This is a genomic window from Jiangella mangrovi, assembly GCF_014204975.1.
GTDB classification, from domain to species: Bacteria; Actinomycetota; Actinomycetes; order Jiangellales; family Jiangellaceae; genus Jiangella; species Jiangella mangrovi.
This window is the reverse complement of record NZ_JACHMM010000001.1, coordinates 2,912,586-2,926,198: the sequence shown is the minus strand read 5'-3', so window position 1 is coordinate 2,926,198 and position 13,613 is coordinate 2,912,586. Positions and strand designations below refer to the sequence as shown.

The 13,613-nt window shown below is 72.4% G+C and carries 10 protein-coding genes; 7 read left to right on the top strand and 3 right to left on the bottom strand.

Features of this window, described 5'->3' with window-relative positions; genetic code table 11:
* Window positions 1-308: 308 nt before the first annotated feature.
* Window positions 309-1,433 (top strand): flavin-containing monooxygenase, encoded by a 1,125-nt coding sequence (locus tag HD601_RS13735; protein ID WP_184822698.1) that lies wholly within the window; start codon window positions 309-311, stop codon window positions 1,431-1,433.
* On the opposite strand, the gene pulA is transcribed toward HD601_RS13735, so the two are convergent.
* Entirely contained in the window at window positions 1,390-7,161 is a 5,772-nt protein-coding gene (pulA, locus tag HD601_RS13730; protein WP_184822697.1) for a pullulanase-type alpha-1,6-glucosidase, read from the bottom strand. The genes HD601_RS13735 and pulA overlap by 44 nt on opposite strands.
* Window positions 7,162-7,317: 156 nt before the next feature.
* Here pulA and HD601_RS13725 point away from each other — a divergent pair, with 156 nt between their 5' ends.
* Together HD601_RS13725 and HD601_RS13720 are read left to right on the top strand one after the other, a co-directional pair.
* Window positions 7,318-7,878, top strand: a complete 561-nt coding sequence (locus HD601_RS13725) for a hypothetical protein (protein ID WP_184822696.1) — start codon at window positions 7,318-7,320, stop codon at window positions 7,876-7,878.
* A 2-nt stretch (window positions 7,879-7,880) separates the two neighbouring features.
* Window positions 7,881-8,777: a hypothetical protein gene (locus tag HD601_RS13720; protein WP_184822694.1), complete on the top strand. Its 897-nt coding sequence runs from the start codon at window positions 7,881-7,883 to the stop codon at window positions 8,775-8,777.
* 39 nt (window positions 8,778-8,816) lie between these two features.
* Here the strand turns inward: HD601_RS13720 and HD601_RS13715 are convergent, their stop codons facing one another.
* Entirely contained in the window at window positions 8,817-9,968 is a 1,152-nt protein-coding gene (locus HD601_RS13715; RefSeq protein ID WP_184822692.1) for a citrate synthase/methylcitrate synthase, read from the bottom strand.
* A 79-nt stretch (window positions 9,969-10,047) separates the two neighbouring features.
* Between HD601_RS13715 and HD601_RS13710 the strand changes: the two genes are divergently transcribed.
* A complete protein-coding gene (locus tag HD601_RS13710; protein WP_221440947.1) occupies window positions 10,048-11,331 on the top strand; it encodes a citrate/2-methylcitrate synthase in 1,284 nt (427 codons plus the stop codon).
* On the opposite strand, the gene HD601_RS13705 is transcribed toward HD601_RS13710, so the two are convergent.
* Window positions 11,320-11,700, bottom strand: coding sequence for a winged helix-turn-helix transcriptional regulator (locus HD601_RS13705; RefSeq protein ID WP_184822688.1), 381 nt, complete (start codon window positions 11,698-11,700; stop codon window positions 11,320-11,322). The genes HD601_RS13710 and HD601_RS13705 overlap by 12 nt on opposite strands.
* A gap of 88 nt (window positions 11,701-11,788) precedes the next feature.
* Here HD601_RS13705 and HD601_RS13700 point away from each other — a divergent pair, with 88 nt between their 5' ends.
* The 3 genes from HD601_RS13700 to HD601_RS13690 all read left to right on the top strand — a co-directional run bounded on the left by HD601_RS13700 (window position 11,789) and on the right by HD601_RS13690 (window position 13,609).
* Entirely contained in the window at window positions 11,789-12,898 is a 1,110-nt protein-coding gene (locus HD601_RS13700) for an FAD-dependent oxidoreductase (protein ID WP_184822686.1), read from the top strand.
* Window positions 12,899-12,980: 82 nt separating this feature from the next.
* Window positions 12,981-13,214: a hypothetical protein gene (locus HD601_RS13695; RefSeq protein WP_184822684.1), complete on the top strand. Its 234-nt coding sequence runs from the start codon at window positions 12,981-12,983 to the stop codon at window positions 13,212-13,214.
* Window positions 13,211-13,609 (top strand): type II toxin-antitoxin system VapC family toxin, encoded by a 399-nt coding sequence (locus HD601_RS13690; RefSeq protein WP_184822682.1) that lies wholly within the window; start codon window positions 13,211-13,213, stop codon window positions 13,607-13,609. The genes HD601_RS13695 and HD601_RS13690 overlap by 4 nt, the downstream gene beginning before the upstream one ends.
* Window positions 13,610-13,613 lie beyond the last annotated feature (4 nt).

The following is a 13,613-nucleotide window of genomic DNA, read 5'->3' as shown; positions in this document are numbered from 1 at the left end:
GCACGCCTCGCCATCGTCGAGGTCCTGGTCTCACGTCACGTCCTGGTTCTCCGTCACGTGTGCGGGCCCAGAGCGGCCGTTTCGCGTGACACCAGACCAGCACGTGACACCAGACCAGCAGCGACCTGGGTCCGAGGCCACCGACCCCACCCGTCGCCAGACTCCCCCGCCAACCCACGAACCCCGGCCTACACAGAACTACTCATGCGCCCGCCAGCGGAAGATGCATGGTTCGCCCGACGCGCACCACACGCCGTCAGCCCTAGCGTCGAAGGCCTGACCTGCCGGAACGGCATGGGGAGGGCGTCATGGAGCAGCACATCGAGACGATCGTGGTCGGGGGCGGGCAGGCGGGGCTGAGCGTCGGCTACCACCTGAAGCGGAGGAACCGGCCGTTCCTGATCCTGGACGACCGCGCGCGGACCGGGGACAACTGGCGGCGGCACTGGGACACGCTGCGGCTGTACAGTCCGGCGCGCTACGACGGGCTGCCGGGGATGCGGTTCCCCGGGCCCGGCGGGGCGTTCCCGACGAAGGACGAGGTCGCGGACTATCTGGAGTCCTATGCGGCCCGGTTCGAGCTGCCGATCGAGCACGACGTCCGCGTCGAGTCACTGACCAGCGGCAACGGCACTGGCGGTTACGTCGTCGACTGTGGGGAAAGGCGGTTCACCGCGGACAACGTCGTCGTCGCGACGGGGACGTTCGGCACTCGCTCCCACATTCCAGAGTTCAGCACCGAGCTGGACCCGGCCATCGCGCAGCTGCACTCCACGCAGTACCTGCGCCCGGACCAGCTGCCACCGGGCCCCGTCCTGGTCGTCGGGGCGTCGCACTCGGGGGCGGACATCGCGATCGAGGCCGCCCGCGACCACCACACCATCCTGGCCGGCCGCGGCACCGGGCAGCTCCCGGTCCCGCTGGAGTCGCGCCGGGCGCGGACCGCACTCCCGGTGCTCTGGTTCCTGGCCCAGCACGTGTTCACGCTGCGCACGCCCATCGGGCGGAAGATGCGCCCGGAGATCCGCACCCATGGCGGCCCGCTGCTGCGAGTCCGGGCCGGCGACCTCGAGGCGGCCGGGGTCGAGCGGGTCACCGAGCGCGTCGCCGGCGTGCGCGACGGGAAGCCCGTGCTCGACGGCGGCCGGGTGCTGGACGTCGCGTCGATCGTGTGGTGCACCGGGTTCCGGCAGGACTACGGCTGGATCAGGCTGCCGGCGACGGTCCTGGGCGACGACGGCTGGCCGCTCGAGGAGCGCGGCGTCGTGCCGTCGTCGCCCGGCCTGTACTTCACCGGTCTGGCGTTCCAGAGCGCGTTCAGCTCCATGCTGGTCGGCGGCGCCGGGGCCGACGCGGAGCACGTCGCCCGGCACCTCTCCGATCGCCCGGTCACGGCTGCTCGAACACCGCGACCGTCCGTGCGGGAACGGTGACCCCGCCGGCTCCCACGGAAGACGCCCGCACGACGGCGTCGGCTCCGGCGGCCTGGACGGGGTGCAGCCGCAGGCTCACGCCGTCGTCGACCGTCACCGTCTGGGCCGACGGCGTCGCGTTGAAGACGACGACCAGCCGCTCCCGGTCCGGGTCCAGGTCGGTCCCGGACCGGTCGTCGAGCTGCATGACGATCACCCCCGGCTCGGCGGCGCCGAAGGTCAGCCGCTCCTGCACCAACTCGGCCGACCCGAGCCGGAACAGCGGCGACGAGAACCTCAGCCGGAGCAGGTCCTGCGCCATCGCCGTCGCCGTCCCCATGTCCTCCGCCCCCGGCTTCACGGAAGCAGACGCCAGCAGCGGCCGCATGAAGTCCCACTTCGCCTCGTTGTCCGTCGCCGGCGGCAGCCCCGACCCGAAGGTGCTGGACTGCCCGGTCCAGTCGATCCGGTTGAACCAGTCGCCGGAGTCGTAGGAGTTGCGGTCCAGCGACTTCGACCGCAGCAGGTCCGCGCCCGCGTGCCAGAACGACGGGCCCTGGCCGAGCGCCGTCGTGGCCAGCGAGAGCACGTTCATCCGGACCCGGTCGGCCATGGGGGTGTCGGCCGGCAGCTTGTACGCCAGGGCGTCGTACAGCGTCTCGTTGTCGTGCGCGTCGACGTACGTGATGACCTCGGCCGGGTCGGCGGTGTAGCCGGCGGGCGAGCCGTTGTAGTCGACGTCGGCGCCGGTGACGGTCGCGCCGCTGCTGTCGACGAATCGGTAGTCGCGCAGGTTGCCGGTCAGCCCGACCTTGATCATGTCCTGGTGCTGCAGCAGCCGCGCGCGCTGCTCGGCCTCGGACCCGTTCACCGCCGCGCCGTTCGGGTCGGTGAACAGGCCGCTGCCGAAGCCCTGCAGCCGCGGGTCCTCGTCGAACGGGCCGCCGCCGCGGACGCCGTCGCGCAGCCGGTCGCTGAACGTGCCGATGCCGGCGCCAAACAGCTCCAGCTGCGTGGCCTGACGGAACCGGGCGTTGTCCGCGACCTCGCCGAAGTTCCAGCCCTCGCCGTAGACGTAGACCGACGACCCGTCGACGCCGTCGCGCGCCACCGTCAGCGCGTCCAGGGCGTCGCGCACGCGCTCCATGGTCGCCCGGCTGTGGTGGCCCATGAGGTCGAAGCGGAACCCGTCGACCTTGTAGTCGCGCGCCCAGGTGACGACGGAGTCGACGATCAGCTTCTCCATCATCGCGTGCTCCGACGCCGTATTGGCACAGCACGTGGACGTCTCGACCGTGCCCGTGGCGGAGAGCCGCTGGTAGTAGCCGGGCACGATCCGGTCCAGCACCGACTTCTCGTCCTGCCCGGCGGCGTGGGTGTGGTTGTAGACGACGTCCATGACGACCCGCAGCCCGGCGCCGTTGAGCGCGGCGACCATCTCGCGGAACTCGCGGGTGCGCCCGGGCCCCTCCGGGTCGGTGGCGTACGAGCCCTCCGGGACGGTGTAGTGCAGCGGGTCGTAGCCCCAGTTGAAGCCGTCCTGTCCGGCGACGGCGGTGACGCACTCCTGCTGGGCCGTCCCGGCCGGGTCGGCGGCGGTCAGCGCCTCGAGATCGCAGTCCGGGACGGCCTGGGCGGCCCGGTTCTCGTCCACCGTCGCGAGGTCGAAGACCGGCAGCAGGTGGACGGTGTTCAGTCCGGCGTCCGCGAGCGCCGACAGGTGCCGCATGCCCGCACCGTCGGCGTCGGTGAACGCGAGGTACGTGCCGCGCGACCCCTCCGCTACCGAGGGGTCGCCGATCGAGAAGTCGCGGACGTGCAGCTCGTAGATCGCGGAGTCCTCGGGCTGCGCGAGTGCCGGTTTGACCAGCGACGACCATCCCTGCGGCGCCAGCGCCGGATCGGCCAGGTCCACCACCAGCGACCGCTCCGAGTTCGTCGTCAACGCCAGGCTGTACGGGTCGGTGACGACATTGGTCTCGACGGCGTCCGTCGCCGGCACGTACACCTGCACCGCGAACGCGTACGCCGCGCCGGCCCAGCGCGGGTTGCCGCGGGCGGTCCAGACGCCGTCGCGGTCGCGGCGCATCGCGATCGTCTGCTCCGTCGCCGACCCGGGCAGCGTCAGCAGCAGATCGACGTGCTTGGCCGTCGGCGCCCAGAGCGCGATGTCCGGACGGCGGCCGTGCCAGACGACGCCCAGCTCGCGGTCGGCGGCGCCGGCGTAGACGTCGTCCAGCACGCCGGGCAGCTGGATCCCGGTAGCGTCGACCAGCCGGCCGAGGTCGTCGTACGCGGCGACGGCGACCTGCCCGGTGAGGATCTCCTCGAGGTCCTTGACGTCGCCCAGCCGAAGCGCGTCGTAGGCCGCGAGGTGCGGATACGCGTCCCGCACGTCCTCCGGCAGGCCGTCGCCGTCGAGCGTCAACGGGTACGACGTCCCGCCGGTCACCGCCTCGGCGTCGATCCCCAGCCCGCCCGACGGCGCCGCGTGCAGCCGGAAGCTCCAGTCCGCGGCGGCCGCCGGCAGGTCCCACGCGAGCAGGCCGCGCTGCAGCCAGTGCGCCTTCTGCTGGGTGAGGTCGGCCTGCGACTCCGCGGCCGACGCGGTCACCGTCAGCACGTGGGTGGCGACGTCGTAGCTGAACGTCGTGCGCGCGCCGGCCGGGACGCTGAACGGGATGTTCGCGCCATCCGGCGTGCCACCCGCGCCCCAGTTCTCGTCGAAGCTCAGGCCGTGGGTGACCTTGGCCTCGTACGAGCCCGCCGCGAGCCCCGTCGTCGACAGCGTGTAGACGCCGTCGCCGTCGGGGTCCTTGAGCCACGAGCGCATGCAGGACGGGTCCCAGTCGCCCGGGCAGCCGAGTTCGGACTGGAACGAGCCCGGCACGGTGACGATCGGGTCCTGCGCGTCGCTGGTGACCCAGTGCGTCGCGTGGTCGTAGTAGAAGGTGACGTCGCCGGCCGCGGCCAGCGGCAGCGGGATGTTCGGGCCGTCGCGGCGGGCGCCGAGGCCGTAGTTCTCCGCCCAGGAGCCGTCGATGGCGGCCTTGTACTCGAAGTCACCGGCGGGCAGTCCGAACGTGCCCTTCCAGACGTCGTCCTTGGCGTCCAGCGTGAGGCCGGCCTGCGCACAGGCCGGGTCCCAGTCGCCGGCGCAGCCCATCTCGCTGTTCAGACTGCCGGGGACGGTGACGCGGTCCGGCTGCTCGACGGGGCCGCCGCCGCCCGGCTCCTCGCCCTCGTCCTGCGGCTCGCCGACGACGCCGTACGTCGACGCCACCGACAGGTGGCCGGAGTGGTCCTTCAGCACGGCGCGGTACTCGACCAGCGTGCCGTGCGCGAGCCCGGTCACGTCGTGGAAGACCCGGTACGGGGCGTTGTCGTCGGTGCCCAGCACCTGCCAGTCCGGCGTCCCGAGCGGCCGCCACGCCAGTGTGACCTGGTTGAACCCGCCGTCGGGCACCGAGACGCCGACCTCGGCGCGGCCGCCGACGATGCCGCCGGGACCGGGTGTGCGGAAGTGCACCGCCGGGGCGTCCTTCGACTTCTTCAGCGGCTTCGGCGCCTGCCAGACGACGGCGGACAGCGGCGGGACCGTGACGGTGACCCGGCCGGTCGCGTCGGACCGCAGGCTGACGCCGTCGTCGCCCCCACTCGACCAGACCGGCTGGAACGTCGTCCGCGGGTTGAGGGTCGCGAAGCTCACCGTCTGCGCGGTCGTCGAGTTGTTGGTCGCGACGACGTACTCGACCTGCTCCTCGCGGTCGATGCGGCTGAACGCGTACACCCCGGCGTCGTCGCTCGCGTAGCGGTGGAGCTGCGCACCGTCGGCCAGCGCCGGGTGCTCGTCGCGCAGTGCGGACAGCTCGGCCAGGCGCCGGTAGATCGGGTGGTCCGGGTCGAAGTTCTCCTCGGCCGTGGTGGCGTCGGTGCCGATGAGGTCGTCGTCGTTGTAGCTGGCGACCTCGCTCGGGAACATGTCCTGGCGGGCGTCCTTGTCGCCGCCGTCGCCGGTGAAGCCCTGCTCGTCGCCGTAGTAGACGACCGGCTGGCCGCGGGTCAGGTACATGAGGTCGTGCGCGAGCAGGCTCCGGTCCAGCTGTTCGTCCGGCGCGACCCCGGTGTCCTGGACGAACATCCCGATGCGGCCCATGTCGTGGTTGCCGAGGAAGGTCGGCAGCGAGTACGCGTTGGAGTCCGGGTCGGTGTAGTAGTCGTCGCCGGCGAACAGGTCGCGCAGCTCCGTCGTCGGGCGACCGGTCGCGAAGCCCTGCGCGCGGGCCTGGAAGCCGAAGTCGATGGTGGCCTGCAGCCCGCCCTCAGTCGTGTAGCGCGACATCGCCGCCGGGTTGGCGTCGTAGACCTCGCCGAACATGAAGAAGTCGTCGGCGCCGGACTCGTGCGCGGAGTCGAGGACCTCGGGCGCGAACTTCTGCCAGAACTCCATGTTGACATGCTTGACGGTGTCGATGCGGAACCCGTCGATGCCGAACGCCGCCCAGTACCGGTAGACGTCGATCATGCCGTCGCGGACGGTGGGCTGCTCGGTGAACAGGTCGTCGAGGCCGACGAAGTCGCCGTACAGGTCGCCCTCGCTGCCGTCGAAGGCCGCGTTGCCGCGGTTGTGGTAGAGCGTCGGGTCGTTGAGCCAGGCCGGGACCTTGACCGTCTCGTCCTCGGGCGTGCGGAAGAACGGTGTGTACGGGAACGACGTCTGCGGGTCCAGCTCCGGGAACGTGTCGCCGGCCGCGTACTCGGAGTCGTCGAAGACGGTGCCGGCGGCGTCCCGGTACGGGGCCTCGCTCTTCGGGATGTAGGTGTAGGCGCCCTCCTCGTAGTCGATGACGTCGGCGGTGTGGTTGGTGATGATGTCGAAGAACACCTTGATGCCGCGCGCGTGTGCCTCGTCGACGAGCTGCCGCAGCTCCTCGTTGGTGCCCAGGTGCGGGTCGATCTGGGTGAAGTCGGTGATCCAGTAGCCGTGGTAGCCGGCGCTCACGTCGGCGCCGCTGCCCTGTACCGGCCGGTTCTTGAACGACGGCGTCATCCAGACCGCTGTGATGCCCAGGTCCTCGATGTAGTCGAGGCGGCGCAGGATCCCGGCGATGTCGCCGCCGTGGTAGAAGCCCTTGTCCGCCGGGTCGAGGCCGTGAACGAGCCGCGGCTCCGCGGTGCCGGGCGGGACGGTGTAGCCGCCGGTGTCGTTCGCCGGGTCGCCGTTGTCGAACCGGTCGGCCATGACGAAGTAGAACCGCTCGTCGGTCAGGCCGGTGCGCAGGCTGTCCCCGGCCAGCTCGCGGTCCTCGGGGGTGAGGCCGGGCTGCGGGTTCGTGGGCGCGACGGCGATCCGGTGCGACGCGTGGTCGTAGGAGAACGTCACCTCGGCCGCCGCCTCCAGCACGAGCGGCAGGTTCGGGCCGTTCGCGACGCCGCCGGCGCCGTAGTTCTCGTCCCAGCCGCCGTTGAGGGCGACCTTGAACTCGTAGCTCCCGGCAGGGAGGTCGACGGCGTGCGCGTAGGTCGTGGCGCCCGGCGCGGTGAGCGTCAGCTCGGTGGCCGCGCAGGCCGGGTCCCAGTCACCTGCGCAGCCCAGCTCGCTCTGCAGGCTGCCGACCAGCGTGACGGCGCTCGGCGGCGGCGTGTGGTCGGCGACGGCGGGGGTGGCCGCCGCGGCGGTCAGGGCGGTCGCGGCGAGGCCCAGGGAGGCGGCGAGGGCGAGGAGGCGGCGGGGTGGCAGGGTCGGCATCGGGCACTCCCGGGGCGGACGGCGATGTCACGGTGCCCGAGACGCTAACGAGGACGGCCGGCTCTTGCAAGACTTGCAGTAAGCTTTCATCGGGCTCTTCGGGACTCTTCGGACACCCGAGTTGCCTTGTCGTGACGTATGGATAGGATCCGGGTCATGACGCCGAGTCGCGCCAGCCTGCCATTCCTGGCCGCGGCGGTGCTCCTGCTCGCCGCGTGCAACGGCGGTGGCGACGAACCCGAGGGCCTCGAGACCACCACCGCGCCGGGCACCGAAACCGCCGAGCCCACCCCCACCGAAGACCCCGACGCCGAGGCGGTCGCGGCCATCGAGACGCAGTACCAGGCCTACTGGGACACCGTCGTCGCCATGGAGAACGCCCAGGACGAGGCCGCGTCCTACGCGGCGCTGAAACAGGTCGCCACCGAGGTCATCGCGCAGACGCAGATCGCCAACCTCCGCGGCCTCGTCGACGCGAACGTCACGCGCGACGGCGCGCCCGTCGTCGGCCCGCCCCAGGTGACGGTCGACGGCGACACCGCGCGCCTCGAGAGCTGCGTCGACGAGGACCCCTGGAACGTGTACTACAACGGCGAGCTGGTCGAGGACCGCGAGCTGGGCGGCTCACAGCCCCGCGTCTACGACCTCGAGCTGGTCGAGGGCCAGTGGCTGATCAACGAGCTGGTCGACCAGACGGAGGCGACGATCACATGCTGACCATGGCACGCGGCCTCCTGCGGCTGCTCGTGGGTGCGGCCGTGGTCGCCGCGTCGCTGCTCGTCGCGGTGTCCACGGCGTCGGCCGACTGCGAGCTCGTCCAGGTGCCCGCCCCCGGCGGCGGCTACAGCTGGGTCGAGGACTGCAGCGACTCCGGGGGCGACGACGGCGACGGCGACGGCGGCGACAACGGCGGTGGCGGCGACGCCGAGCCGACCTGCGACCTCAGCCAGGTCGAGGACGAGGGCCCGCCCACGGCCGTGCGCTGGTGCGACGGCACCGAAGCGTGCTGGGGCAACATCCCGTCGCTCAACCCGGAGTCGGAGTGGGAGAACCTCGCCGGCGAGCCGTCGCCGGGCGAGGGTTACATCGTCACCTACGTGACCTGCTACCCGAGCAACCCCATGGGGACCTGGCAGTGGATCGAGCCGCCGGAGGATCAGGGGCCGAGCCTGTGGGACCTCGCCTGGCAGGCGTTCGGCAGCATCGCCACGCCCGACTTCACGCTGGCCTTCTCGCCGCCCACGCAGTCCTACGTCAACCTTCCCACCTGGTACTGGGCCGACGGCCCCACCGACGGTGAGGTCGTCGGCGAGTCCACCGGCGCCGTCAACGCCATCGCCACGCCCGACCGCATCGAGGTCGACCCCGGCGACGGCAGCGGCGTCATGGAGTGCCCGTTCGCCGTCGACGAGAGCGACGAGTGCCTGCACACGTACGCGCGCGCCTCCGTCGACCACTCCGACGGCTACCCGGCGCGCATGCGGCTGGTCTACAGCATCGCGTTCACCAACAACGGCGCGCCGCTCGAGCTCGACGGCCTGCCGACCACGCTCGAGAGTCCGTGGGTCGACGGCCCGCTGCCGGTCGCCGAGGTCGCCGCCATCGTCATCGAGTGACGGCGACCACCGGCTGACCTCTGCCGGGACCGCCGCCGGTCAGGCGGCGGGCACCGGGACGGGCGGAGGCGGGCCGACGTAGCGGGCGGCGGGCCGGATGATCTTGCTGTCGGCCGCCTGCTCGAGGATGTTCGCCGTCCAGCCGACCACGCGGGCGACGGCGAACGTGGGCGTGAACATCGAGCGCGGCAGCCCGCACTGCTCCATGACGACGCCGGCGAAGAACTCGACGTTGGTGTGCAGCTCGCGGCCGGGCTTGAGCTCGGCCAGGATCGCCTCGACCTGCCGTTCCACCTCGACCGCGAACTCGACCAGCTCGCCGCCGAAGCCCAGGGCGATCTCCTTGAGCATGCGCGACCGCGGGTCCTCGGTGCGGTAGACCGGGTGGCCGAAGCCCATGATCCGGTCGCCGGCGAGCACCCGCTCGCGCACCCACGACTCGATGCGGTCCGGGGTCCCGATCTCGTCCAGGGTGTCCAGCGCACGGCTCGGCGCGCCGCCGTGCAGCGGGCCGGACAACGCCGCGACGCCGCCCACCAGGCAGGCGGCGAGGTCGGCCCCCGTCGACGCGATGACGCGAGCGGTGAAGGTCGAGGCGTTGAAGCCGTGGTCGATGGTCGAGATGAGGTACCGCTCGACGGCGCGGGCGTGCTCCGGCGCGGGCTCGCGTCCGGTCAACATGTACAGGTAGTTGGCCGCGTGCCCGAGGTCGTCGCGCGGCTCGACCGGCGCCAGCCCCTGCCCGAGCCGGTACAGCGCGGCGAGCAGGGTCGGCACGACGGCGCCGGCCAGCAGCGCGTCGTCGCGGCGCTGGTCGGCGGTGAGGTCGTAGAGCGGGCCGAACCCGGCGGCCGCCCCCGTCAGCGAGAGCGCGCTGCGCAGCCCGGCCATCGGGCCCGACGACGCGCTGGCCCGGGCGACGGCGGGCAGGGCGGCCGCCACCTCCTCGGGCAGGCGGCGCAGGCCGGAGACACGGCGGGCGAACGCGGCGCTGTCGGTCGCCGACGGCAGGTCGCCGACGAGCATCAGGTGCCAGACGTCCTCGAACGTGCGGGTGGCGGCGAGCTCGACGGCGGAGTACTCGCGGTAGTGGTAGAAGCCCTCGAGGCCGCGGACGTCGCCGAGCGCCGTCTCGGTGACGACGACTCCCGCCAGCCCGCGCGGCACCTCCACCGGACCCTGTGCAGCCATGATCTCCTCCTCCGCTCAATGATTGACAACATCGTAGATATATTGATTTCCATCAATGCCGGGCGAACGGGGACGGGCGATGGCGCAGAAGCGGCGGCTGACGACCCAGCAGGTCGCCGCGCGTCTCGGGGTGAAGCCCGAGACGGTGTACGCGTACGTCAGCCGCGGGCTGCTGAGCAGCCGGCGCGGCCCGGGCGGGCGGGCCAGCACGTTCGACCCTGACCAGGTCGAGCGGCTGGCCCATCGGCGACGGGGTGAGCCCGGCGGCCCGGTGCCGCGCGCCCAGGACGCCGCCGGGCCGGTCTACAGCGCGGTCACGCTCATCGAGGACGACGCCTACCACTACCACGGGGTCGACGCGATCGCGCTGGCCCGGCGGTACCGGTTCGAGGAGGTCGCCTGGTGGCTGTGGACCGGCGCGCTCGAGCCGGGCGTGACGTTCACCGCGCCGGCCGAGGCGCTGGCCGCCGCCCGGGCCGCCGGCGCCGCGCTGCCGCCGCAGGCCGGCCTCGTCGACCGCCTCCGGGTGGCGGCGGTCGCGGCCGCCACGGTCGACCCGGTCCGGTTCGACCTGCGCCCGCGCACCGTGGCCGCGACGACCCGGGGCCTCATCGCCACCTTCGCCGACTCGCTCCCTCGCGACGACCCGCGCGTCACCGGCAGCGCTGCCGGTGACGCTGGTACGACCGGGGGCGCGGCCGGCGGCATCGCCGCCCGGCTGTGGCCGCGGCTCACCGCCCGCCCGGCCGACGCGGACGCCGTCGCGATCCTCGACACCGCGCTGGTCCTGCTCATCGACCACGGGCTGGCGGCGTCGACCGTCACGGCGCGGACGGCGGCCTCGGCGCGGGCGCATCCGTACGCCGTCGTGTCGGCGGCGCTCGGGACGCTGGAGGGTCCGTTGCACGGCGCCGCCAGCGGGCTGGCCCACCGCATGCTCACCGACGTGCTCGAGCGCGGGGCCGGGACGGTGGTCGCCGAGCACCTGCGCGCCGGGCGGCGCATCCCCGGCCTGGGCCACCGGCTCTACCGCGAGACCGATCCCCGCGCAGAGCTGCTGTTCGACCTGCTCGCGGCCGTCCCCGAGGCCGAGCCCGTGCTGGCCGCGGCGCGCGCCGTCACCGAGACCGCCGCCACGCACCTGCCGCTGCCGGCCAACATCGACCTCGCGCTGGCGACGCTCTCCGTCGCGACCGCGATGCCGCCCGAGGCGGGCGAGACGATCCTCGCCGTCGCGCGGACCGCCGGCTGGATCGCGCACGCGCTCGAGGAGTACGACGAGCGCGCGCTGCGGGTCCGCGTCACCGGGCGGTACGAGGGCCCGCCACCGCCCCAGCCGCTGCCGGAGCCGTCAGCCGGCTGACACCTCGGCGCCTTCGGCGGCCTCGGACGGCAGGTGCTGCACGGCCCAGGCGGAGATGGCGCCGAGGGCGGGCATGAGCGCCTCACCGCGCTCGGTGAGCGCGTACGACACCGACACCGGCGGCCCTTCGTCGACGCGGCGGCGCACGAGGTCGTGCTGCGTGAGCTCGGCCAGCCGGTCGGCCAGCACGGAGTCGCTGACGCCGTCGATGGCGCGGGACAGCTCGCGGAACCCGGCCGGGCCGGTCTGCAGGCTGCCCAGGACCAGGGCGTTCCAGCGCTTGCCGAGGATCTGGAAGGCGCGGGTGAGTGCCTCGTCGCTGCGCAGGCAGGCGTCCACATCGGGAGTGGTGCGAACGCTCGCGGCCATGCCTGGAATACTAGCGCGCGCATCATTGCTTCGATTTTCGAAGCTGCTACGAGACAGCTCGTAGCTTCGACTCTCCAAGGAGCTTTCCGTGTCCGAGAACAACGGCTCGCGCCCCTCCGTCGTCATCGTCGGCGGCGGGTTCGCCGGCATCAATGCCGCCAAGGCGCTCGACGACGTGGCCGAGGTGACCCTGGTCGACCCGTCCGACACGTTCCTGCACAACCTCGCGTCGTGGCGCGCACTGGTGGAGCCGGAGTGGCTGGACCGGATCTTCCTGCCGTACGACCGGCTGCTGCGGCACGGCCGGTTCGTCCGCGACCGCGCCGTCGACGTCGACGGCACCGCCGTCACGCTGGCGTCCGGCGAGGTGCTCCGGCCGGAGTACATCGTGCTCGCGACCGGCTCCTCCTACCCGTTCCCGGCCAAGACCGACGAGCCCGACGTCACGGCGGCGCGGGCGAAGTTCCTCGACGCGCACCACGCGCTCCTGGGGGCCGGCAGCGCGCTGGTCGTGGGCGCGGGCGCGGCCGGGCTCGAGCTGGCCGGCGAGATCAAGACCTCCTTCCCGGAGAAGGCCGTGACCATCGTCGACATGGGCGACGACATCCTCCCCGGCCCGTACGACCAGGAGCTGCGCGAGGAGCTGCGCCGCCAGCTCGACAAGCTCGGCGTCGAGCTGGTGCTCGGCAGCCCGCTCCACGCGCTGCCGGACACCCCGGCGGCGACGGCGGCGTCGGTCACCGTGAGCACCGAGGCGGGCGAGGAGCTCAGCGCCGACATCTGGTTCCGCGCGTTCGGCGTCACACCGGCGACCGGCTTCCTGAGCGGCACGCTGGCCGGGGCGCGCGACCACCTGGGCTACCTGAGCGTCGACGACCAGCTCCGGGTCGCCGGCCACGAGAACGTCTTCGCGATCGGCGACATCGCCGACGCCGACCGCAACATGGCGGCGACCGCCAAGATGCAGGCCGACCTGCTGGCGGCGAACCTGCGCGCGCGGATCAACGGCGAGGGCGAGGCGGCGAGCTACCAGAAGCTGCCGCCGGTGGTCGCCATCCCGCTCGGCCCCGAGGGCGGCGCCGGCCAGCTCCCTGGCATCGACGGCGTGGCCGGTCCGGACGTGATCGCGCAGGTCAAGGGCCGCGCTCTGCTCATGGAGTCCTACGCCGAGCTCTTCGACGTCGAGCCCGCGGCCTGATCCTCGACGGGCGCCGGCCAACCCTTCAGGGAAGCGCTGGCGCCCGTCGACAGCATGCATGCAGATTGCTATCATTGCATGCATGGAGACCAAGCCCATTCAGATCCGAGACGTCCCGGTCGACGCTCTCGATGTGATGCGGATTCGCGCCGCGGCCGAGGGCATGAGCCTGGCGTCCTACCTCAGGCGCATGGTCATCGAAGCCGCGGCGCAGCCGACCGTGGCCGAGGTACTTGCTCGTGCCGCTCAACGCCCGGCAGCAGGATTGACGATGGCGGACATCGTCGCGGCGACCCGCGCCGGGAGAGGTGAATGAGCGCGATAGTCGTCGACACCTCGCTGGTCCTCTACGCCCTGGGAGAGGCACAGCACGACGAGATCCTGCGCCAGCGCCTGTCGGAGCCTCGTGTTCTGCACGCGCCCCATCTCATCGACTTCGAGGTCGCCAACGCCCTGCGCGGCCTCACGTTAGGACACAAATTGTCGCCGTCCCAGGCCGACGAGATCAGGGCCGACTTCGCCGACCTGCACATCGAGCGCATCCCAGGGTCGGCGCTGGCCGGGCGCATGTGGGAGCTACGGCACAACTACACCGCCTACGACGCCGCATACATCGCACTCGCCGAGCTTCTCGCCTGTCCCCTTCTCACCGGCGACGCGAAACTGCTGGGCACCCACCAGGCCGACATCGAGCTGTATCCGAGCCCATGACCCT

Excerpts from the sequence above, each read along its gene's own strand:
- HD601_RS13705 (WP_184822688.1), bottom strand. The coding sequence starts at position 11,700 with ATGGCCGCGAGCGTTCGCACCACTCCCGATGTGGACGCCTGCCTGCGC.
- HD601_RS13715 (WP_184822692.1), bottom strand. The coding sequence starts at position 9,968 with ATGGCTGCACAGGGTCCGGTGGAGGTGCCGCGCGGGCTGGCGGGAGTC.
- HD601_RS13695 (WP_184822684.1), top strand. The coding sequence starts at position 12,981 with ATGGAGACCAAGCCCATTCAGATCCGAGACGTCCCGGTCGACGCTCTC.
- HD601_RS13725 (WP_184822696.1), top strand. The coding sequence starts at position 7,318 with ATGACGCCGAGTCGCGCCAGCCTGCCATTCCTGGCCGCGGCGGTGCTC.
- HD601_RS13720 (WP_184822694.1), top strand. The coding sequence starts at position 7,881 with ATGGCACGCGGCCTCCTGCGGCTGCTCGTGGGTGCGGCCGTGGTCGCC.
- HD601_RS13710 (WP_221440947.1), top strand. The coding sequence starts at position 10,048 with ATGGCGCAGAAGCGGCGGCTGACGACCCAGCAGGTCGCCGCGCGTCTC.
- HD601_RS13735 (WP_184822698.1), top strand. The coding sequence starts at position 309 with ATGGAGCAGCACATCGAGACGATCGTGGTCGGGGGCGGGCAGGCGGGG.
- HD601_RS13690 (WP_184822682.1), top strand. The coding sequence starts at position 13,211 with ATGAGCGCGATAGTCGTCGACACCTCGCTGGTCCTCTACGCCCTGGGA.
- pulA (WP_184822697.1), bottom strand. The coding sequence starts at position 7,161 with ATGCCGACCCTGCCACCCCGCCGCCTCCTCGCCCTCGCCGCCTCCCTG.